The organism is Arthrobacter sp. 10T416, assembly GCF_056394165.1.
Map to the genome: position 1 here is coordinate 104,460 of NZ_JBFTHI010000007.1, position 19,961 is coordinate 124,420.

At 68.0% G+C, this 19,961-nt stretch carries 19 protein-coding genes and 1 tRNA gene; 12 read left to right on the plus strand and 8 right to left on the minus strand.

The annotated features are described in order from the left end of the window. Nucleotides 1–85: 85 nt before the first annotated feature. Both AC1DBE_RS09690 and AC1DBE_RS09695 read left to right on the plus strand, forming a co-directional pair. On the plus strand, nucleotides 86–3,904 hold the full coding sequence (locus AC1DBE_RS09690) for an AAA family ATPase (protein WP_476970361.1): 3,819 nt from the start codon (nucleotides 86–88) through the stop codon (nucleotides 3,902–3,904). A gap of 80 nt (nucleotides 3,905–3,984) precedes the next feature. Then, nucleotides 3,985–4,353 carry a hypothetical protein gene (locus tag AC1DBE_RS09695; protein WP_476970362.1) on the plus strand — a complete coding sequence of 123 codons (369 nt, stop codon included), beginning with the start codon at nucleotides 3,985–3,987 and terminating at the stop codon, nucleotides 4,351–4,353. A 38-nt stretch (nucleotides 4,354–4,391) separates the two neighbouring features. On the opposite strand, the gene AC1DBE_RS09700 is transcribed toward AC1DBE_RS09695, so the two are convergent. The 3 genes from AC1DBE_RS09700 to AC1DBE_RS09710 all read right to left on the minus strand — a co-directional run bounded on the left by AC1DBE_RS09700 (nucleotide 4,392) and on the right by AC1DBE_RS09710 (nucleotide 6,302). Continuing rightward, nucleotides 4,392–4,988 carry an RcpC/CpaB family pilus assembly protein gene (locus AC1DBE_RS09700; protein ID WP_476970363.1) on the minus strand — a complete coding sequence of 199 codons (597 nt, stop codon included), beginning with the start codon at nucleotides 4,986–4,988 and terminating at the stop codon, nucleotides 4,392–4,394. 268 nt (nucleotides 4,989–5,256) lie between these two features. Continuing rightward, the gene (locus AC1DBE_RS09705) at nucleotides 5,257–5,508 is read right to left on the minus strand and encodes an FmdB family zinc ribbon protein (RefSeq protein ID WP_476879112.1); all 252 of its coding nucleotides are present in this window, start codon (nucleotides 5,506–5,508) and stop codon (nucleotides 5,257–5,259) included. Between the two features lie 146 nt (nucleotides 5,509–5,654). Continuing rightward, nucleotides 5,655–6,302 (minus strand): 5-formyltetrahydrofolate cyclo-ligase, encoded by a 648-nt coding sequence (locus tag AC1DBE_RS09710; RefSeq protein ID WP_476970364.1) that lies wholly within the window; start codon nucleotides 6,300–6,302, stop codon nucleotides 5,655–5,657. 108 nt (nucleotides 6,303–6,410) lie between these two features. Here AC1DBE_RS09710 and galU point away from each other — a divergent pair, with 108 nt between their 5' ends. The 5 genes from galU to AC1DBE_RS09735 all read left to right on the plus strand — a co-directional run bounded on the left by galU (nucleotide 6,411) and on the right by AC1DBE_RS09735 (nucleotide 10,023). Then, nucleotides 6,411–7,316, plus strand: a complete 906-nt coding sequence (galU, locus tag AC1DBE_RS09715; RefSeq protein WP_476970365.1) for a UTP--glucose-1-phosphate uridylyltransferase GalU — start codon at nucleotides 6,411–6,413, stop codon at nucleotides 7,314–7,316. A gap of 4 nt (nucleotides 7,317–7,320) precedes the next feature. Beyond that, complete coding sequence (locus tag AC1DBE_RS09720) at nucleotides 7,321–7,962, plus strand: GNAT family N-acetyltransferase (RefSeq protein ID WP_476970366.1); 642 nt, start codon at nucleotides 7,321–7,323, stop codon at nucleotides 7,960–7,962. A gap of 123 nt (nucleotides 7,963–8,085) precedes the next feature. Then, nucleotides 8,086–9,024 carry a hypothetical protein gene (locus tag AC1DBE_RS09725; protein ID WP_476970367.1) on the plus strand — a complete coding sequence of 313 codons (939 nt, stop codon included), beginning with the start codon at nucleotides 8,086–8,088 and terminating at the stop codon, nucleotides 9,022–9,024. A 79-nt stretch (nucleotides 9,025–9,103) separates the two neighbouring features. Further along, nucleotides 9,104–9,904 carry an SDR family oxidoreductase gene (locus AC1DBE_RS09730; protein WP_476970368.1) on the plus strand — a complete coding sequence of 267 codons (801 nt, stop codon included), beginning with the start codon at nucleotides 9,104–9,106 and terminating at the stop codon, nucleotides 9,902–9,904. A 46-nt stretch (nucleotides 9,905–9,950) separates the two neighbouring features. Then, nucleotides 9,951–10,023, plus strand: a tRNA-Ala gene (locus AC1DBE_RS09735). Nucleotides 10,024–10,185: 162 nt separating this feature from the next. Here AC1DBE_RS09735 and AC1DBE_RS09740 read toward each other — a convergent pair. Further along, a complete protein-coding gene (locus tag AC1DBE_RS09740; protein ID WP_476970369.1) occupies nucleotides 10,186–11,550 on the minus strand; it encodes a sensor domain-containing phosphodiesterase in 1,365 nt (454 codons plus the stop codon). Nucleotides 11,551–11,909: 359 nt separating this feature from the next. Here AC1DBE_RS09740 and AC1DBE_RS09745 point away from each other — a divergent pair, with 359 nt between their 5' ends. After that, entirely contained in the window at nucleotides 11,910–13,157 is a 1,248-nt protein-coding gene (locus AC1DBE_RS09745; RefSeq protein WP_476970370.1) for an aggregation-promoting factor C-terminal-like domain-containing protein, read from the plus strand. Between the two features lie 15 nt (nucleotides 13,158–13,172). Here AC1DBE_RS09745 and AC1DBE_RS09750 read toward each other — a convergent pair whose 3' ends face one another. Then, nucleotides 13,173–13,715: a hypothetical protein gene (locus AC1DBE_RS09750; protein ID WP_476970371.1), complete on the minus strand. Its 543-nt coding sequence runs from the start codon at nucleotides 13,713–13,715 to the stop codon at nucleotides 13,173–13,175. Between the two features lie 126 nt (nucleotides 13,716–13,841). Between AC1DBE_RS09750 and AC1DBE_RS09755 the strand changes: the two genes are divergently transcribed. From AC1DBE_RS09755 to AC1DBE_RS09765, 3 genes are all read left to right on the plus strand, one after another. Further along, nucleotides 13,842–14,303 carry a GatB/YqeY domain-containing protein gene (locus tag AC1DBE_RS09755; protein WP_476878969.1) on the plus strand — a complete coding sequence of 154 codons (462 nt, stop codon included), beginning with the start codon at nucleotides 13,842–13,844 and terminating at the stop codon, nucleotides 14,301–14,303. A 91-nt stretch (nucleotides 14,304–14,394) separates the two neighbouring features. Then, nucleotides 14,395–15,987 carry an ABC-F family ATP-binding cassette domain-containing protein gene (locus tag AC1DBE_RS09760; RefSeq protein ID WP_476970372.1) on the plus strand — a complete coding sequence of 531 codons (1,593 nt, stop codon included), beginning with the start codon at nucleotides 14,395–14,397 and terminating at the stop codon, nucleotides 15,985–15,987. A gap of 62 nt (nucleotides 15,988–16,049) precedes the next feature. Continuing rightward, on the plus strand, nucleotides 16,050–16,379 hold the full coding sequence (locus AC1DBE_RS09765; protein WP_476878971.1) for a hypothetical protein: 330 nt from the start codon (nucleotides 16,050–16,052) through the stop codon (nucleotides 16,377–16,379). A gap of 106 nt (nucleotides 16,380–16,485) precedes the next feature. Here AC1DBE_RS09765 and corA read toward each other — a convergent pair whose 3' ends face one another. Both corA and AC1DBE_RS09775 read right to left on the minus strand, forming a co-directional pair. Then, entirely contained in the window at nucleotides 16,486–17,481 is a 996-nt protein-coding gene (corA, locus tag AC1DBE_RS09770) for a magnesium/cobalt transporter CorA (protein WP_476878972.1), read from the minus strand. Continuing rightward, on the minus strand, nucleotides 17,478–18,020 hold the full coding sequence (locus AC1DBE_RS09775) for an Lrp/AsnC family transcriptional regulator (RefSeq protein WP_476903088.1): 543 nt from the start codon (nucleotides 18,018–18,020) through the stop codon (nucleotides 17,478–17,480). The genes corA and AC1DBE_RS09775 overlap by 4 nt, the downstream gene beginning before the upstream one ends. 175 nt (nucleotides 18,021–18,195) lie before the next feature. On the opposite strand from AC1DBE_RS09775, the gene AC1DBE_RS09780 reads away from it, so the two are divergent. Further along, nucleotides 18,196–19,437, plus strand: a complete 1,242-nt coding sequence (locus tag AC1DBE_RS09780) for an MFS transporter (RefSeq protein ID WP_476970373.1) — start codon at nucleotides 18,196–18,198, stop codon at nucleotides 19,435–19,437. 11 nt (nucleotides 19,438–19,448) lie between these two features. On the opposite strand, the gene AC1DBE_RS09785 is transcribed toward AC1DBE_RS09780, so the two are convergent. After that, entirely contained in the window at nucleotides 19,449–19,955 is a 507-nt protein-coding gene (locus tag AC1DBE_RS09785; protein WP_476970374.1) for an Lrp/AsnC family transcriptional regulator, read from the minus strand. Nucleotides 19,956–19,961: the final 6 nt, after the last annotated feature.

Here is a 19,961-nt window from a genome sequence, read left to right on the forward strand (position 1 = left end):
TCGGGCTACCCTCGAAAGCATGCCGGTATGGTCCAGGGCGTCCCGCGCGAACCCAGAAATCGTGAGCACAGAAAAGAAGGCAGAAGTGTCAGTAGGTCAAGGCCACCCCGAGGGCTCCGAGGAGTTCAGGAAATGGCTGTCGGGCCTCAAGCCCGTCACCGGAGCAGACACCATGCTGCGGTTTACCAAAACGCCTGAAGGCTCCATCGACCTGACCCACGCCCATCCCTCGGGCCTGGCCCAGCTGATGGCCGGGCGCCGGACCCGCCTGTCCACCCTGATCCGCGACCGGCAGCAGTATGTTGTGGCCGCGAGGGCGTCCCGCAACCTGCGCTCCAAGATCTTCGAACTGGCCAACGACCGCGGCATCGACGCCGGGTACTTCTCCGCCGGCACCGTTGTCTGGACCTCCGCCGTCGGAGGCAAGCCGCAGCGGGTATCCGCCCCCGTGATGCTCTCCGCCATCTCACTCACCGTCCGCCCGGGCGAGGACGACTACGAGCTGCAACTGACCGAGCAGGCCCGGATCAACCCGGCCCTGGTCCGGCACCTCAAATCCATCCACGGCATTGTCTTCGACGTCAACGCCGTGACCCGGATGGCCTACAGCACCGCCCGGTACGATCCCCAGCCCGTGCTTGACCGCCTGGGCACCCTGGTCCAGCCGATCCACGGCGCCGAGATCGAACACAACCTCCTGGTCTCCACCTTCGCAGACCTCTCCGGCAACCTCGACGACCCCTGGATCAACCAGGGCAACCCGCTGGTGGCCTCGCTGGCACGCGCAGCCGCCGGCACTCCGGTGGACGTCCCCGCACCGGTCCCCGGCCGGTTCCCCAGCACCGACGAACGCAGCCCCGCGGACGAACTCCTCCTGCTCGACGCCGACACTGACCAGCAGTACGTCGTGGACGCCGTCCGCGCCGGCGACTCCCTGGTGGTCAGCAGCCCCCCGGGCACCGGCCAGACCCAGACCGCGATCAACACCATCGGGGCGCTGGTCGACGAGGGTAAAAGCGTCCTGGTGGTCAGCGACCGCCGGGCCAGCCTCGGCGAAATATCCGGCCAGCTGGAGACACTCGGACTCGACTCGCTGCTGGTCCAGCTGGCGGGCAACTCCACGCCGCTGCAGCTCAAGGGCCAGCTGGTCCGCGCGATTGTGCGGAACGAAAAGTCGCTCGAACCGCAGCTGAAAAACCTGCACTCGACGCTGACCGAACACCGGCACGCCCTGATGGACCACGTGGCGTCCCTGCACAACGTCCGCCAGCGCTGGGGCTGCTCTCCCCACGAGGCCATGCAGTCGCTGGCGGCGCTCACCGCCATCCACCCGGCACCGGCCACCACGGTTCGGCTCAAGCGCAGCGTGCTGGACAGCATCCGGGACCGCGAGGAACTTGCCGGCCGGCTCAAACGCGCKGCCGAGCTGGGCAGCTTCAGCCGCGCGTCCACCATGAGCCCCTGGCACGGAGCCCGGCTTCTGACCCGCAAGGAAACCCAGGAAGCGCAGCAGGTGGCCGTCTCCGTGGCGGAGAAGCTCCCGCAGCTGCGCGAACGCATGAACGAGGTCGCCGAGCACGCGGAGATCCGCCTCGGGACAACCTTCAGCGAGTGGGGCGACCAGATCGACTTGCTGGTTGCCGTCCGGGAAAGCCTGGACAAGTTCACCCCCGACATTTTCGACCGGCCCGTCCACGACCTCATCTCTGCCACCGCCCCCTCTGCCTGGCGCCGGGAGCGGAACATCGAGATGGCCTCGATGCAGCGTTCCCGGCTGCGTCGGGTCGCCAAAGAATACGTCCGGCCCGGCGTCCACATCGCAGACCTGCACAGTTCGCTGTTGCTGGTCCAGGAACAGCGGGCCACATGGTCCGAATACGCCACCACCCAGCGCCACCCCGCGGTCCCGTCCGGCCTGGCCGAAATCACCGCGCTGTACCGTGACCTCGAATCCGAGCTGGCCGAACTTTCGGCCGCCGTCCGGCACACGGAGGCCGGCGGCAACGTCCGGGACACGCCGTACCCCGAACTGATGGAACGGCTGGAACGGCTCGTCGCGGACACCGGCACCCTCGAGACTCTCCCTGAGCGGACGCTGCTGGTGGAGAACATGCGCGAGCACGGCTTGGGCGAACTCCTCGCCGACCTCGCCGAACGGGAGGTCCCTGCCGGATCGGTGGCTTCTGAACTCGAGCTCGCCTGGTGGCAGTCCGCGCTGGAGGCCATGATCAGCGGCGACGACTACCTTGCCATGTCCGACGGCGACGCCCTCCGACAGCTTGAGGCTGAGTACCGCCTGGCTGACAACGCCCACATCGCCAGCGGAGCCGCCCGGCTGCGCTGGAAACTGGCCGAACGGTGGCGCGCCGCCCTCAGCGAGCATCCCCGGCAGGCCGACCTGTTGCGCAGCCTGCTCAAGGACGGACGGGTGACCCCGACGGCCCTCACAGCCCAGTCACCCGAACTGGTGCCCCGGCTGGTTCCGGTCTGGTCCGTCAGCCCGTACCTGCTCCCCAGCCTCCTCCCTGCCGAGCAGCACTTCGATGCTGTGGTGATCCTCGACGCCGAGGCGACCTCGCTGCAGGCCGTCCTGCCCGCCGTCGCCCGTTCCCGCCAGGTCATCGCCTTCGGTGATGACAAGATCGCCAGCCCGCGCAGCTTCACCGTGGGGGTGGAACGGCTCGCCGCCGGAGAGAACCCGCACCACCCGGTCGACAGCGCCTACCGGGCACTGGCCGCCGTACTGCCGGTCTGGAACCTGCGGACCGTTTACCGTGCCGTCGACGAGGACCTCGTCCGGCAGTTGAGCAAGGGATTCTACGACGGCGAACTCCGCCGGCTTCCCGAGGGGCAGTCGGCGACCGGCCTGGACCGGGCGCTGACGGTGGAATACCTGCCGGACGGGACAGGCCTGCCCAGCGCGGACCAGGACGGCGTGGAATCGGTGGTCGCCGAGGTGAACCGCGTGGTGGAACTGGTCTTCGACCACGCCCGGCTCCGGCCCCGCACCTCGCTGGCCGTCGTCACGGGAAGCCTGCGGCACGCCGCGCGGATTGGCGAGGCCATCCGCCGTCAACTGCCGAACCACCCACTGCTCGGCAGCTTCTTCACCGCCGGCGACGAGTCGTTCCGCGTGGTGGACCTCGAACGTGCACAGGGGCTGGTCCGGGACCACGTGATCTTCTCGCCGGGATACGGCCGCACCCCGCACGGGCGCGCCCTGCACAGCCTCGGGCCGCTCTCGGCCGAGGGCGGCCGCGCGAAGTTCGTCCTGGCCATGACCCGGGCACGGCGCTCCGTACACGTACTCAGCTGCTTCCGTCCCGAGGATCTGGACGTTACCCGGCTGAGCCACGGCGCCGTGGACTTCTACGAGCTCCTGGACCGCGAAATCGCGGGCAACTCCGACCTGGGCAGCCCCGCATCCCGCGCGGCGGCCAGCGAACAGTCGCTGGGGGCCGACCCGCTGGTGGCAGATCTGGGCGACCGGCTCCGGGCCCGCGGGGCCAGGGTCTGGCACCAGTACGACGGCGTCGTGGATATGGTGGCGGCCGCGGACCCCATGCACACCATCGGCCAGGACGAAGCCGAGATTCCCAGCCCGGTGGCCATCGAGTCCGACGGAACCGAGCGGTACCGCCGGATGTCGGTGCGTGAGCGGAGCCGTCTCCGGCCGCAGCTGCTCGAGCGCATGGGCTGGCGGTACATGCCACTATGGACCATAGAGGTTTTCACGGATCCTTCCGCCTGTGCTGACCGGATCGGCGGATACCTCGGCCTGGAGAAGCCAGTTGCTCCGAGCCGGTCGCGGACCTCGCCCGGGTTCTCCGACGACATCGAGAACCTCAGCGTCGAAGACGGCCTGGAGGCCTACGCTCCGGCGTCAGCCGCAGACCGCGGTTAAACTCCGCGGATAAATTCCGCGGCTGAACTGCTCGGCGCCCGGCGGCACGAATTGAGAATTGCAGTAAGGAGGCCGGCGGCATGAGTGCTCACGGCAATAACGAAGACCACGTGGACCAGGACTTGGCCGACGACTTTGTCTACGCGGGCACCCCGGCTCCCGCGGAGCCGGAGGCCGGGGAACAGGATCCTGCGGACCAGGAACCCGCCGCGGAGGACGCCGGGGAAGCTGCGGACATGGCCCCCGGGGAACAGGATCCCGAGGACGAGGAACCCGCCGCGGAGGACGCCCCCTCGCAGCCGACGAAAACGGCGGCCGCCACAGCTGCCACCCGCGGCGTGCTGCCCAACAAGGCTGCAGAGGACGATCCGCGCCGCTGGGGCGACCAGCCCGGCAGCTACGACCACGATGCCTGGCTGCGGGAGCAGCGTCCGCCGCACTGGGGCTAGCCCGATCACCCGTCGGCAGCCGGTCAGCGGAACAACCCTTAGCCCGGACTGGCGCCGACCAGCACAAAGAACAACTTGCCCTGCGTCGATGCGCCGGCCAGCTTCAGCGCCTGCTCGGAAGTCGCGGTCACGACTATCAGACCGTCCGTCTCCTTGGCGTCGAGCCACTGGCCCGCCCGGCCGCCCTGGGCGGAGGTCCAAAGAACAGGAACGGCAGCGGCCAGAACCCTCGACGCCGCGGGCTGGGCCAGGCCGTCGCCGTTGGTGATCACCACGTTGACCAGCTGGCCGGGGGAGACCAGCTGGATCGAGGCGGGATCGGCCATCCGCAGCGGAACGGCCACCACACCCGGGGGACTCCCCGCCAGCAGGCCCGGCCCGACAAGTTGGGAATCCGCGAACAGCTGGCCCTTCCGCACGGCCACGGCCAGTTGCTTGCCCTCCAGCGCGGCCCGGCTCAGCGGACCGCCGGGGACAATGCCGGGCGGAACCTGGATCGCGACGACGTCGGAGGCATCCAGCACCCGTCCGGCCGGCAGGTCGCGGGCCGCTGCCCACGCCGGGACAGTCGGGGCCGGTGCCGGGGTCAGCTGCTGCACCGTGAGCCCGGCGGCGAGGCACAACAGGAGGGCCACAGCAAGCCTGCGCTGCCTGCCAAGCCAGCCGCGGAGGCGACGCCGACGATGGCTCTGGCGGCCGGTTCCGGGGCGGATGCGCGGAGCGGGACGCTGCGGCCCTGCAGGCCTGGGGCGCGGAACCGCGGCGGGGGGAGAGCGGAGGAGATGGTGGGCCATACGGCCACGCTATGACTGACCCGCACTCAGGCTTCAGGTGCCGGAGCGGCTATGTGGAAAACCGGAGGGACACCGGGCCGGGTGGCCCCGCCGTGTCCGGCGTGGGTCGCTAGCTGGCGGCCGCGGACGCCGTGGACGACGCTGCGGGCGCGGCCGGGGCGGCGGAGACTGTGCTGCCCTTGGAATCGCGCGAATCGGTCCGGTAGAAGCCGGAGCCCTTGAACACGACGCCGACGCTGTTGAACTTCTTGCGCAGCGTGCCTTCGCACTCCGGGCACGTCGTCAGGGAGCTGTCCGTGAACGACTGCACGGTCTCGAAGGCGTGGCTGCAGTCCTTGCAGGCGTATGCATACGTGGGCACTGGAATTCCTCCTTTGGGACAAACGAGCAGGTCCGGTGCTGCCTTAGCAGTCGCGGGGCCTGAGTGCCAATTCTATCACCGGCACGCCCGCCTCCGGAAAGCCCTAACAACGCCCAGGCAACGCCTAAGGCAAGCCCGGAAAAGCCCTACGAAAAGTCCGACAGGGGAACCACGCCCCCCGGCGTCAGGGCACAATCAACCTTCCGGTCGAACGGCTCCGTGGGAATACTGCCAGCCGGCAGGACCTCGCCGTCGTAAACGACGGCCGCCGTCGGCAGGGGCTGCCAGTGGTGGCTGCCGCCTGTGCCGGACCCGGCAGGGTGGGGGAGCAGGTCGGCCAGCGCCGCCAGAAATTTGTCGTAGTAGCCACCGCCCTGGCCGATCCTGTTGCCCGCGCGGTCCAGGGCCGTGGCGGGCAGGACGATCCCCGTCACACCGTCCATCACGGACGTGCCGAGCCGTTCCCCCACCGGCTCCTGGATCGGGGCGTAGCGGCTCGGGGCAAATTGCGACGCCGGAGTCCAGTACACCCAGCTCAGTTCCAGGTCCGGTTCGCAGACCGGCAACAGGACCCGGTGGCCGGCATGGTGGAGCGCGGCCAGCAGCGGCATGGTGGGCGGTTCGGAGGCGACACCCAAGTAGGCGGCGAACGTACGGGGCGCTCCGTCCGCGAGCCCGCACGCCCACTCCAGGCCGTGACGAGCCACCTCGGCGCCGGCGGCGTCCAGCTCCGAGGCAGACATGGCCGCCCGGCGCAGCCGGTGGCTGGATCGGATCTCTTCCTTCGTGCTCATACGCTGGTGTCCTTTCACCCGGGCGGCAGCATTGGTGCGGGCCGGAACGGCTGCCATGCCGACGTCGGAAATTACGTGAAGTTTTGCGCCCTCGGTTAGATTAGTCGAGTGATTACCCCCAACGCCTCCGTCCGTAAGGCCGTCATCCCCGCTGCGGGCCTCGGCACCCGCTTCCTTCCCGCCACCAAGGCGATGCCGAAGGAGATGCTGCCTGTGGTCGACAAGCCGGCCATCCAATACGTGGTCGAGGAGGCGGTGAACGTTGGGCTCAACGACGTCCTGATGATCACCGGACGCAACAAGCGCGCCCTCGAGGACCACTTCGACCGGGTCCCGACGCTGGAGGCGACCCTCGAAGCCAAGGGCGACACCGCCAAACTGGAGTCCATCCAGGCCGCCAGCAACCTCGGCGACATCCACTACGTCCGCCAGGGCGACCCAATGGGCCTTGGCCACGCCGTTCTGCGCGCCAAGCAGCACGTCGGATACGAGCCGTTCGCCGTCCTGCTGGGCGATGACCTCATTGACGCCCGAGACGAACTGCTCAGCACCATGATCGAGGTCCAAGCCAAGACCGGCGGGTCGGTCGTGGCCCTGATCGAGGTCGAGCCGTCGCAGATCAGCGCTTACGGCTGCGCCGACGTCGAGGTGGTTGAAGGCGAAGAGTACGTCCGCATCAAGCAGCTCGTGGAAAAGCCCGACGCTGACGAGGCCCCCTCGAACTTGGCCATCATCGGCCGCTATGTCCTGCACCCCGCCGTGTTCGAGGTCCTGGAGCGCACCGAGCCCGGCCGCGGCGGCGAAATCCAGCTCACCGACGCCCTGCAGGAACTCTCCGCCGGGAAGGGCGAGGGCTACGGCGTGTACGGCGTCGTCTTCCGCGGCCGCCGCTACGACACCGGTGACAAACTCAGCTACCTCAAGGCCTGCGTCCAGCTCGCCTGCGACAGCGAGGACCTCGGCCCCGGCCTGCGGGAATGGCTGCCCGGCTTCGCTTCCGGCCTGACCAAATAGTCCCGTGGGGGGCAGCTTCACCTGGCCGGTGACCCTGGAATGCGGGGACCTGGTGCTGCGGCCCATCCGCTACCGGGACCGCAAGGAGTGGAGCGCCCTGCGCGCCCGCAACGACACGTGGCTTGCCCCCTGGGAGGCGTCCAATCCGGTGCCCGGCGGCGGTTTGCCCGACTACCGGCAGATGGTGCGGTCGCTCAAAGCCCAGGCGGCCCAGGCCACCGCGCTGCCGTTCGTCATCACCGCTTGGACGCCCGGATTCCGGGAACCGGTCATCGTCGGCCAGCTGACCGTCTCCTCGATCGTGTGGGGCTCGGCGATGATGGCCACCCTGGGTTACTGGGTTGACGAGAGCCGTGCGGGCCAGGGCATCGCCCCCACCGCGGTGGCGATGGCGACCGACCACTGCTTCCGGACCCTCGGGTTGCACCGGATGGAAATCAACATCCGCCCGGAGAACGGCCCGAGCCTGCGGGTAGTGGAGAAACTCGGGTTCCGGGACGAGGGCTACCGGCCGCGTTACTTGCACATCAACGGCCGCTGGGCAGACCACCGGACCTTCGCTCTGACGTCCGAGGAAGTGCCCGAGGGACTCCTGGCCCGGTGGCTGAAGAGCAGCCCCGGGCGGGCGCCGGAAACTCCCGCCTGACCAGCAGTTTTGACATAAATCCAGTGATTTGCCAGTTGCCTCGCGACACACCGCCGGCAATGCCGTCCGCTCCGCCGTCTTGCTCATACCGTTTTGACTGTGGACTTCCCTCTTAGCAGCTCAGTGATCCTTGTCATTGCTGTTGCGCTCTGGATCGTATGGGTCGCTCCCTACATGCTCCGGAACGGCCGCCCCCAGCTGCAGTCGGCGGGGGAGCTCCGGATGGATGCCGCGGATGTAGGAAAAGCAGACCCCCAAGCCGGGATCGTCATGAAGATGGCGCCCCCGCAGGAGACATCGATGACGAGTACGCAGCGCCCCTCACCAGCTCCCGCTCCCGTTGAGCACGACGCCGGCCGCACGCCGGCCGCCCCGGCGTTCCGGATCCGCTACGGGCGCCTGAGTGTCGCTTTGGTGGGGCTGGCCTCGCTGCTGACCGGAGTGGTTGCTGCCGGCCTGCGGCTCTTCGGCATTGGCTCCGGTTGGCTGCCTGCGGTGGCCCTGTTCGTCGGGGTGGCCGCCGTCGTCCTCCTCCGCAGGCTCGCTGTCCGCGACCGCCGGCGCAAGGTCAACGCGGCCTTCCGTTCGGCCATGGGCGCCCCTGCGGGCAGCTCCGCCGCAGAGGCAGCCCGACCCGACGCCCACCGCCCCGAGGCTCCCGCCAAGGAAAGCCCGCTCTTCGACGCCGAGGCCGGCGCACCGGCTCCCCAGCCCGCCCCGAAGCCGCTGACCGCCGAGGAACTGCGCCAGGCTGCCATGGCCGAGGCAGCCGCCTCCGGCGACACCTCTGTCCGCCGCGTCGGCGACCCGTCCACCGCGGAAGGAGCCAGCTGGGAACCCGTGCAGGTTCCGAAGCCCACTTACGTGGAAGCGCCGAAGGCCGAGCGTGCCGCACCGGAACCTTTGGACCTGCCGGAGGCGCCGAAAGCCGTCGGCAAGCCCTCCCTCAAGCAGGGGACCGTCCGCCAGCCGGAAGCGCCCGCCGCCGAGCCGAAACAGCTTGGCAAGGGTCAGAGCGCGCTGAGCAACCTCGACGACGTTCTCCAGCGCCGCCGCGCCTGACGCAGTTTTCCGCCCCGGGCAGCCGACGTACCGGCCGCCCGGGGCTTTTTTGTCTCCGGCTGGAGGTAGCCTGATCAGCATGACGAGGATTTGCGTTGCCGGGGGAACCGGACAAGTAGGCCGCGAGGTGGTGCGGCAGGCTCTCGAGGGCGGCCATCAGGTGGCCGTCCTGAGCCGCCGCCCGCCGATGCAGGGCACCGGCAGCAACACCGCGGGGGCCGAGTATTTCCGTGCCGACGTCTCGACCGGTGAGGGGCTGGCCGCCGCGCTGGAAGGGGCCGACGTCGTGATCGATTGCCTTGAAGGACGCTCGGGAAAGGCCATGAAGGGCTTCGCCGACGGCGGGGCGCGGCTGCTCGCTGCAGCCCAGGACGCCGGCGTCGCGAAGGCGGTCCTGTTGTCCATCGTCAATTGCGACCGCAGCACCTTTGGCTACTACAAGTCCAAGGCAGCCAAGGAACGGGTCTACGAGCACTCCGGCCTCGAAACGCTGACGCTGCGGGCTACACAGTTCCATTCCCTGCTGAGCGGACTCTTTGGCGCCGGTGCCAGGGTCGGGGTGATTCCGGTGGTGCGCGGCGCCCGCTTCCAGCCGATCGCGGCCGCAGAAGTCGCCGCAGCTCTGCTGGACGCTGCCGTTGAGGCGCCGGACGGTACTGGCCACCGGGTCAGGACCATCGGGGGTCCGGACATCGCCGCGATGGGCGAACTGGCCGCCACCTGGAAGCAGGCATCAGGCTCACGCGCCAGGGTGGTGGCATTTCCGCTGCCGGGCGGGATGGGCAGGTACCTGCGTGCCGGCCTGAACCTGGTCCCGGAAGGGCGACACGGCACTCAGTCATTCGCGGGCTGGCTGGCAATGAACGCCGATAGTTTGTAGCCTAGGAACGTTGATTGCGCCGTTCCCACGGGAGCGGCGTTGTTGCGGGGCTATAGCTCAGTTGGTAGAGCGCTTCGTTCGCATCGAAGAGGTCAGGAGTTCGAATCTCCTTAGCTCCACAATTTGCAGAGGTTTTTGAGCCCCTGCACTGTTGGAATAAACACTTTGCTAACACTTTGGGCCGACCGGCGACCCAGGGGCGCTCGATACCGAGCGTGAGGGCTTCATTAGACCCTTTTCCCATAGACCTTGTTCGGCACGGGTCCGGCAGGTCTGACGGTCTACCTGCTCTCGGTGTCCGGGCTTTTGGACTCTGACCACGCGGTCCAGTCCTGCGGATGGATGGAAGGCCTGCCAATGAGGTAGCCCTGCGCGGCCGTCATGCCGAGCGACGCCACTGCGGCGAGTTCTTCGGAGGTTTCGATGCCCTCGGCGATCACCGTGGCCCCGATGCGGCGGGCGAACTCGACCATGGCTGCGCCCAGGGCCTCCTGGCCCTGGTTGTCGTCGATCCCCGCGATGAGGCTGCGGTCCAGTTTGATGATGTCGGGCCGGAGATGGAGGATGTGGCGCATCGAGGCGAAGCCGGAGCCGGCGTCGTCCACGGCGATGCGCAGTCCTTCTCTCCGTAGCGGATCGAGCGCGGCCGTCAATGGGGCGTATTCGTTGACTTCAACCCTCTCTGTCAATTCGAGGACAATCCGTTTCGGCGGCAGGCCCGACCGGCGGAGGAATCCGGGCAGTCGCGGGTCCAGACACGTCTCCGGGGAGAGATTCAGGGCTACGTAAATATTCGGCGGGAGGGCCGGGGCGGTCTCCAGGGCCTTCTCCATGGCGGCGAATTCGAGTTCGCTGAGCAACCCGACAATGGCTGCCTCGCTGAACCAGAACTCCGTTCCGGCCGTACCCTCATCGACGAAGCGGGTCAGTGCCTCGACCCCGATCAGGCCACCGGTTTCGAGACTGCGGATGGGCTGGAATGCAGTCAGCAGCCGGTCCTGGTCGAGCATCAGTTGGAGTTGTTCGCGGTTGCGGGAGTCGATGGCCTCCCGTGCCGTCAGTGGCGGGAGCAGCCTGCTCGTTCCCTCGAACCCGGCGGGGTGGTCCTGCCCTGCCGGGCGGACGGTGCCGGAGACTTCCACCCACACGGCACGGCCGTCCCGGTGCCGGCACCGTGCCACGACTCCGGTCCAGGCCGGCCCCGGCGCCTCCGCCACTTCGGACTTGGCGCGGGCCAGATCGGCGCCGTCGATGACCAGGTCACACCGCTGGCCGAGCAGCTCTTCCGGGGCCCATCCCACGATGCTCTCGCTGGCCGGGCTGGAAAACGTGAAGAGTCCTTGGTCGTCCACGGCCCAGACCCATTCGTGGCTGGTGGTCAGGACGGTATCCATCAGCTGGGCGGTCGCCCTCGTGCGCCGCCCCTCAGCCCGGTGGCGTTTCCGGAAACGGACGGCGAGGACGACAGCCATGGTGACAGGCGCCAGGATCAGAAGGGCGGCCAGCAACTGGTCCCTGGGCTCTTCCAATAGGCCGCTCGGATCAAGGATCAGGACCGCGGCGCCGATCAGGGCGAACACCAGCTGCACAACAAGGACCACTACCAGGACGTCCCGCACCCGCGACGCCGAATGTCTGACCGCCATGCCACTACCCCCAGGTTGGTGCATTACGCGTACCGCCGCGGGCCCGTAAGGCACCGCGGTGAGCAGCCCGCCATTGAACGGCTCAACGCGAGCGTACTACGACACCGCCAGGCCACGGGAGGGGACGGGAAAGACTCGCTGTGCCGCTTCTGATGCCCTGCCGTTCCTAGGACGGTCGGGTTAGAGCCATGACCGGCGTCGGGCTGCCGCCTTTTTCCTTACCTCCCAACCCATTGCCGAACACCTCTGGCGATGTAGGGGACGCTCGACAATAAGACGAGTGTGGATGCGGTTGGGCTAGCTCCTCGGCGCGGTCTTTCCAGGCACCGCACAGTACTGTCCAGTAGGATCTGCTGAATATGTGCAGGTTCAAGTTCACGTTGAAAGTTCCGGTTGCAAAGGTCTGCGCCGTACTCACCGCCGCCGCCCTCGTGGCCGGCGTGGCTGCGCCCACCGCCAACGCTGATGACACGCCGCCGTCCGGCTATCCATCGTGGGCCGACGTCCAGGCTGCCAAAGGCAATGTCGAGGCCAAAGGCGTTGAGATCCGGAAGATCAACACCCTCCTCGACGGACTGCAGCAGCAAGCATCCTCCTTGGGTGCCGCAGCGGTGCGGGCGGGCCTGGACTACGCCGTCGCACGCAAAAACCTGGATGCCTCGAGCGTGAAGCTCGCATCCTTGAAGGAGAAGACCGCAGCAGCCCACGCCGCAGCCGACAAGCTGCACCGGCAAACCGGCTCCCTGGCCGCACACGACTACATGGGCGGGGGCACGGACCTCGGGCCGTTCTCGGTGATGGACACCCTGCAGGGCAAGGACGGGCTGCAGAAACTCGACGTCCTCCAGATGGTCACCCTGAGGACCACGGATCTGTACAACAGCTCACGGGCCGCGGAGGCGGCGGCGGCGTCCCTGGACGCCCAGCAGTCCGTCGAACAGGCTGAGAACCAGAGGCTCACCGACGACGCTCAGGCCAAGCTCTCCGCTGCGCAGGACGCCCAGAAGGCGACCCAGCAGAAAGTGGACGAGGAAACGAAGTACAGCAGCACTCTCACCGCCCAGCTCGCCTCGCTGAAAGGCACCAGCGCTTCGGTCGAGCGCAACTACCGCGCCGGCGTTGAAGCACAGGCAGCCTACGAGGCGCAGCAGGAGGCCCGTCGGCGTGCGGCAGAAGCCGCCGCGGCCGCGGCCGCCGCCGCCGCTGCGGCAGCCGCGGCCGCAGTGTCGACGGCTGCTCCGGCATCTCCGCCTCCGCCGGCCGCCGTGGTGACCCCCGACATCCCCGGCGGAGCCGTTAACGATCCCGCCGGCGCCCAGTCCTACGCCTCGAGCCAGCTCGGCGCCCACGGCTGGGGCGGGGACCAGATGGGCTGCCTGCTCAAGCTGTGGAACCAGGAGTCGAGCTGGATGACCAACGCCACCAACCCGTCCAGCGGCGCCTACGGCGTCGCGCAGGCCCTCCCGCCGGAAAAGTATTCGTCCACCGGATCCGACTGGCTGACCAGCTACCACACCCAGATCAACTGGGGTCTCGGCTACATCGCCGGCCGCTACGGATCACCGTGCGGAGCCTGGGACCACGAGGTGTCCAACAACTGGTACTGACCTGGCCGGTCGGTCCTAACGGGACGTGATCTTGATGCCGGCAACCGCACCCGTCCAGGCGCCCGTCGGGTCCGACCGGGTCAGTTGCGCGCTGACGTATCCGCTGCGCAGTTGAACCATCTGGCTACGGGTTCCGCTGCAGTCGACCTCCAGGACCGTGTGTTCGGTTCCGCTCTCAGTGTTCTGGGAGATATAGATCTGCGCATGGGGAATGCCGACACACGCAGCCGTCACGACGTGCGGGCCGGCGGTCCTCACAGTGGCGGCTTTCCGGAAACCGACCGACGGCCCGTCCGCCGGACCTGCGTCGGACAGCACCACGGGCCCTGGTGCGGTATCCAGGCGTTGATGGAGCACGGCATAGTTGGCGGCGTCGACGCCCAAAACCCCTGGATCCTTTGCGGCTGCGGTGGGAGCCGCCCGGACCGAAACGGCCGTGGACTGGTGCGAACCGGCGTCGTCCTCGTAGGTGCAGGCCGCAACGCCCCCGGCGAGGATCACGCCGATAATGGATGCGGCAGCGCCGCGGACAGTTCGATTTCCCCCGAAACCAGACATGGGCCGAGTCTACGGTCTGCGGGTCGCAAGGCAAGGCGGGACCCGGCCCCGCATCGTCATTCGGCCTCCCGTAGGGGAAACTTGCGTGTAGGACACTCCACAAGTACGACCGGAAAGAGGACCACCATGACGCTCAAGGAGCGGCTCAAAGACGACGTCGTCGCCCACATGAAGGCGGGCAACAAGACTGCGCTGACAACCGTCCGCAACGTCCTCGGGGAGATCGGCACCCGGGAAAAGTCCGGGAAGACCCCGGTTGAGCTCGACGACGCCCAAGTGACCTCGCTGCTGCAGAAGGAAGCCGCAAAACGGCGCGACACCGCCCGGATCTTCACCCAGGCCGGCGAATCCGACCGGGCCGCGGCAGAGGTCGCCGAAGCCGAAATCATCGAGGCGTACCTGCCCAAGGCGCTGACCCGCGAGGAGGTGGAAGCGATTGTTGATGAGGCCATCGCCGCGCTCAGGGCCGACGGACAGGACCTCAGCATGCGCTCCATCGGGGCCGTAATGAAACCCGTTACCGCCAAGGTTGCCGGCCGTTTCGACGGCAAAACTGTCAGCGAGATTGTCCGCGGCCGCCTGGCCTGACCCCGTACCGGGCCACCCTCCGGGTCCGGCCGCGCCGCGGGTCCGGGATAACCTAGGACCCCGAACCAACCCCCTTGAGAGGACAGCGCCCATGAGCCTGATCCGGCTGCATGACGTCAGCGTCCGCTTCGATAACACCCCGGTCCTCCGGGAAGCCTTCTTCCGGCTTGAACCCGGCGACCGGGTGGGCCTGATCGGCAAAAACGGATCCGGCAAGACCACCATCCTGAAACTGGTCATGAACCAGGTGGCGCCGGACACCGGTACGGTCAGCGTCGAGCTCGGAACCAGGGTGGGATACTTTTCCCAGTTCTCCGAATTGAACGGGGACTCGACCATCACCGAGGTCCTCGATGGCCTGTTCGGCGAGATCAAAGCCGTGCAGGCCGAGCTGGCCGCCATTGACGCGGCCATCGCCGCGGAACCCGCCGCGGACGAGTTGGACCGGCTGATCGGGCGGCAGGCCGGACTCTTCGAGGACATGGACCGGCTCGACGGGTGGGACTACCCCCGCCGCATCGACACTGTGCTGACCACCCTGGGCTTTGATGACGCCCACCGCCACTGCGCCATCGACGCGTTGTCCGGCGGCTGGCGCAACCGTGCTGCACTGGCCAAGATCCTGCTCGAGGGCCCCGACGTGCTGCTGCTCGACGAGCCCACCAACTTCCTTGACGTCGCCGGGGTGGAATGGCTGGAAAGCTGGTTCCGCGACTTCAAGGGGGCCGCCGTCGTCGTCTCGCATGACCGGAAATTTCTGGACGCCGTGGTCACCCGGATCGTTGAAGTCGAGAACTTCCACCTGCACGAATATCCCGGAAACTTCGCCGAGTACGTGGTCCAGAAGCAGTTCCGGCTTAAAACCCTTGAGCAGCAATTTGTGCACGAGTCCGAGCTGCTCGCGTTCGAGGCCGAAGGGATCGCCGACCGCCGCGAGGCTGCCAAAGCCGCCAGCCGTGGCCTCGGCAACCAGCTGGCGAAGATCAAGAAATCCCGCACACCCCGGCCCGTGGACCAGATCGTCACCGAGATCTACGGCGGCCTGCACGTCAAGGACGTGCTGTGCCGGGTGGAAGGGCTGGGCAAGTCCTACGGCGCGAAGGTGCTCTTCGAGGATCTGAGCTTCGAAATCCGAAAGGGCAACCGGATCGTGGTCCTCGGCGCGAACGGCAGCGGCAAATCCACCCTCCTCAAAGTCCTGACCGGGGACGAGCAGGCCGATTCCGGTGCCGTGACCTGGGCCAAGGGGCCCGGTTTTGTGTCGTACAACCGGATGCTGGAAGACCTCGACGACGGCGACACCGTGTCTCACGCGGTCAACGCCCTGCCGGACAGCCTCGCTCTAACCGCCACCAAGAAGTCTGTGAACCGGTTCCTGGCCATGTTCCAGTTCTCCGAGGCGGACCTGAAGCAGAAGATCGGGAACCTCTCCGGCGGCCAGAAAGCGCGCGTGGCGATGGCTCAGTGCTTGCTGTCCGGTGCCTCAGTACTGCTGCTCGACGAGCCCACCAACCACCTGGACCTCTCCAGTACCCAGGTCATGGAGCGGGCGCTGCTGCATTTCCCGGGCGCCGTTGTGGCCGTCAGCCACGACAGGTTCTTCACCGAAAAGATCGCTACCCGCCAGCTTGTCTTCGGCGAGGCCGGCGCTGCGCCGGGTGAGGTCGGCCAGCGGGCCGCGTAGCCTGAGCGGCGCTTGGCCTTAGGGAGCCGGCGGGCGTCCGGCGCCGGCGGGATAATGGGGATATGGCCGATCAGCGACGCGAGCAGGACCGGGACCCCTGGGAGGAATTCGACCGGCTGGGTCCGGCAGGGGAGGATCGCGTCGCCGGGATCCCGGGCGGGGAACCCAACGGCTTCGGCTTCCGCACCGGGGTCCGGAGTGCCCGTGTGGCCGTCGGGTTCGCCGTGTACGCCCTGGTCCTAGGCAGCGTGCTGGTCCTGGTGGGAGCCGTGTACTTCATCGGCCACGCCCAATGGCTGTGGCTCGGACTGATGGCGCTGATCGAAACGTGCTTCGTCTGGGCCTTCATCCGGCTGGTCGCCCTGGCCCGCCGGCGCCGCCCAAACGGCTAGTCCCCGACGCGTAAATTGGCCCACGACGCGCAAATGACCGGGCGCGGCGGGTAAACCCGCCGCGCCCGGCATTTTGCGCGTCCTCAGGACATTGGCGCCGCGCCGGCTAGAGCCAGCCCTTCCGTTTGAAGATGGCGTACATGATCGCGGCGGTTCCGGCCATAAGGCAGATCGCCATGGGGTAGCCGAAGGTCCAGTGCAGTTCCGGCATCCGTTCGAAGTTCATGCCGTACACACCCGCCACAAAGGACGGGGCGAAGAAGATGGCGGCCCAGGAGGAGATCTTCTTGACCTGCTCGTTCTGCTCCGCGCTGGCCTCATTCTGGCGGTTGGCCGTGAGCGTCCCGTCCAGGGTGAGCGCGTTCTGGAGCAGGTCGCGGAAGGAATCGGCCCGCGAGATGAGCCGCTCCACGTGGTCCTCGACGTCGCGCAGGCTGTGCTGCAGTTCCGTGTCCACGTTGTATTTCTCGAACCCGCGCCGGAGCTGCTGCATCATGGCCGGCAGCGGGTGGATGGCGCGCTGGAAGTGGATGACCTCACGGGCGAGTTCGTAGATGCGCCGGGAGACCAGAGGGTCGCCGCTGAACAGCTGATCCTCGATCTCGTCAATGTCGTTCTCCAGGCCGGCCACCACGGGGACGTAGTCGTCCACCACTTGGTCCATCAGGGCATAGAGGACGGCTTCGGGACCGTGGCACAGCAGGTCCGGGCGGTGTTCGAGCCGGCGCCGGACCTGGCCGACGACGGCGGTCTCCGCATGCCGGACGGTGACCACAAAGTTGCGGCCGGTGAAGACGTGCAGTTCACCAAACTCCACGGTCTCGGTCTCGTCCAGGTACCTGGCCGGCCGGAGCACGGTGAAGAGGTTGTCATCGTAGCGTTCGAGCTTGGGGCGCTGGTGGGCGGAGATCGCGTCCTCCACGGCCAGGCCATGCAGGCCGAACTCCGCGGCGACGGCGGCCATCTCCTGTTCGGTCGGCCGGTACAGTCCGATCCAGGCCATGCCGCCGTGTTCGGCCATCGTTTCGAAGGTCTGCTCGAGGCTGCTCGGCTCGGCACGGCGGACGCCGTCGACGTAGACAGCGTTGTCAATAATAGTCACGGGGCCATTATCCCGTCTTTTCCTGCGGATCCGGCCCGCCGCGGCGCGGGACGGCCGGGGACCAGCGCGCTGCCCTGGGCCAGCCGGCTGATGAGCGGCTCAGTGCGGTACGGAATGTGCGTGTGCAGGGCCAGGACGGTCTCGGTCCGGATCACGCCCTTGATTCTCAGGATGGACCGCAGGGCCGCCTGCAGGTTGTGGGTATCGGTCGCCACCACACGGCACCAGACGTCGCCCCGGCCGGAGATCTCGTGGACCTCGAGGACCTGGGGGATCAGGCGCAAGGCGCCCACCACGCCGTCAAGCTCCCGGTGGTTGACCTCGATCGTGACGAAGGCGACGACGTCGTACCCCACCGCCTCCAGATCGATTTCACGGCCGCCGTCGTGCAGGAGGCCCGAGCGCAGCATCCGCCGAACCCGGGACTGGGCGGTGTTCCGGGCGATCCCCAAAGCGTCGCTCAATTCGCCGATCTGGATCCGCGGGTCCTTGATGAGTTCGAGCAGGATTTTCAGGTCGGTAGGGTCGAGGCTGTTCAAATCATCACTCCGGTTCATCCGTGGTACCCGCGATTGACGGTTTTGCTCAATTTTGGCACAAAACTTAGCTGGTTCGGTCACTGATGCCGCATTCTGTAGGTATCCAACTTCGCCGGGCCTGCGCCTCCCTACAGGGAACGCGTGCGGCCCGCATCAATGCAGCAAGGGCACCGTTATGACCGTCTTCAGCGAACTTCGCATGCGCCCCACCACCGCGGACCGCTGGGGCTGGGACGCGTCCGTCACCGCCCGGCTGGTGATGGCCGGCGTCGTGATCTTCACCCTGCTGGTTGGCGCCAACCTCGCGACGCCGCTGTACCCGCTGCTGCAGGCCAAACTCGGCATCACCCCGCTCGATGTCACGGTGGCCTTCTCCGCCTACGTGCTCTCCCTGGTGGCCACCCTGATCCTGGCCGGCCACTGGTCCGACCACATCGGTCGGCGGGCGGCCCTGGTGCTGGCGGTGCTGGTGGGCCTGGCCGGGGGATTCGTCTTCGCCAACGCTGACAGCCTGCTGTCGCTCTCCGCCGGCCGGGCGCTGCAGGGCGCCGCAGTAGCGCTCGCCACGGGGGCCAGTTCGGCGGCCCTGCGCGAACTGCTGCCCAGCCGTCCCGAATGGGCCTCACGGTTCACGCTCCTGGCCTCGGCCGGCGGTGTGGCCGCAGGCCCGGCGATCGGCGGGGTCCTCTCCGTCCTCCCCGGCCCGACCTCTACGCCGTACTACCTGCACTCGGTGGTGCTGCTGGCGCTCCTGGTGCCGCTGTACCTGCTCAAGGCCCGGCCGGCCATTACCTCCGTAGGTGGTCCGCAGCCACTGAAGGTCCTGGCGCCCCGCCGCCCCTCGGTATCGAGCGAGGCCCGCGGCGCGTTCTGGCTGGCCTCGGCGGTGGGCTTCCTCAGTTTCGCGGTGTTCGGCTTCTGCCTCTCGCTCGCTCCGGGCTACTTCGCCCAGATTGTCCACGCCGACTCGCGGCCGCTGATCGGGCTCCTCGCCGGGCTGACGCTGGCGGCTTCGGCTGTGAGCCAGCTTCTGGCCGTGCGCGGACGCTTTGTGGTGCCCGTCGGCCTCACGCTGCTGGCCGGATCCGTGCTGCTGATCGCCGCGGCCGCCGCGTGGAGCAGCCCGTGGCTGCTGATCGCCGCCAGCATCACCGCCGGCCTGGGCCAGGGGGTGTCCTTCCGGACGGTCTTCAACGATGTCGCCGGCAAGGTGGAGGCTTCACGCCATGCCCAGATCATCAGCACTGTCTACGTCATTACGTACCTTGGCAGCGCCTTCCCGGTGATCGGGCTGGGACTGGCAGCCGCCGCCGTCGGCCTGCACACGGCCGTCGCCGGATTCGTGGTGCTGTGCGCCGCCTTCGCCCTCGTGCTGGCCGCCGTGACGTTCCGGAGCGCCCTCCGCGCCCGGGCCTGAACGGCCTCCGGCTAGTCCGGCAGGGGGCCGTGGTTGCCCTGGATATGGGCGAAGACCAGCGTGGTTTCGGTGTGGCCCACCACCGGATCCGTGGCGAGGTTGTCCAGCACCCAGTCGCGCAGGTCCTCCGTGGTGGCAACGGCAATGTGCAGCAGGTAGTCCACTGAGCCCGACGTGTGGAACGTGGACAGCACCGCGGGAAGCTTTGGGACCCTGGCCGTAAAGCGGTCGATCTGCTCGCGGTCATGGGCCCGCAGCCGGACGGCGATCAGGGCCTGCACCGAGCGGCGGACGGCGGCAAGGCTGAGTTTGGCCTCGAAGCCCTGGATGATTCCGCGCTCGGAGAGCGCCCGGGTCCGCATCAGTGCCGTGGAGGGCGCGATGCCCACCAGCTCGGCCAGTTGCTTGTTGGAGATCCGGGCGTCGGCCACCAGCGCGGCCAGCAGGCGCTCGTCAATGGCGTCCAGGGGTTCGCCGGCCCCGGCTCCTGGCCGAACATTCTTCGTGGTGCTGCTCACGGATCC

Excerpts from the sequence above, each read along its gene's own strand:
- AC1DBE_RS09730 (WP_476970368.1), top strand. The coding sequence starts at position 9,104 with ATGACGAGGATTTGCGTTGCCGGGGGAACCGGACAAGTAGGCCGCGAG.
- AC1DBE_RS09740 (WP_476970369.1), bottom strand. The coding sequence starts at position 11,550 with ATGGCGGTCAGACATTCGGCGTCGCGGGTGCGGGACGTCCTGGTAGTG.
- AC1DBE_RS09710 (WP_476970364.1), bottom strand. The coding sequence starts at position 6,302 with ATGAGCACGAAGGAAGAGATCCGATCCAGCCACCGGCTGCGCCGGGCG.
- AC1DBE_RS09780 (WP_476970373.1), top strand. The coding sequence starts at position 18,196 with ATGACCGTCTTCAGCGAACTTCGCATGCGCCCCACCACCGCGGACCGC.
- AC1DBE_RS09760 (WP_476970372.1), top strand. The coding sequence starts at position 14,395 with ATGAGCCTGATCCGGCTGCATGACGTCAGCGTCCGCTTCGATAACACC.
- AC1DBE_RS09755 (WP_476878969.1), top strand. The coding sequence starts at position 13,842 with ATGACGCTCAAGGAGCGGCTCAAAGACGACGTCGTCGCCCACATGAAG.
- AC1DBE_RS09745 (WP_476970370.1), top strand. The coding sequence starts at position 11,910 with ATGTGCAGGTTCAAGTTCACGTTGAAAGTTCCGGTTGCAAAGGTCTGC.
- AC1DBE_RS09695 (WP_476970362.1), top strand. The coding sequence starts at position 3,985 with ATGAGTGCTCACGGCAATAACGAAGACCACGTGGACCAGGACTTGGCC.
- AC1DBE_RS09750 (WP_476970371.1), bottom strand. The coding sequence starts at position 13,715 with ATGTCTGGTTTCGGGGGAAATCGAACTGTCCGCGGCGCTGCCGCATCC.
- AC1DBE_RS09765 (WP_476878971.1), top strand. The coding sequence starts at position 16,050 with ATGGCCGATCAGCGACGCGAGCAGGACCGGGACCCCTGGGAGGAATTC.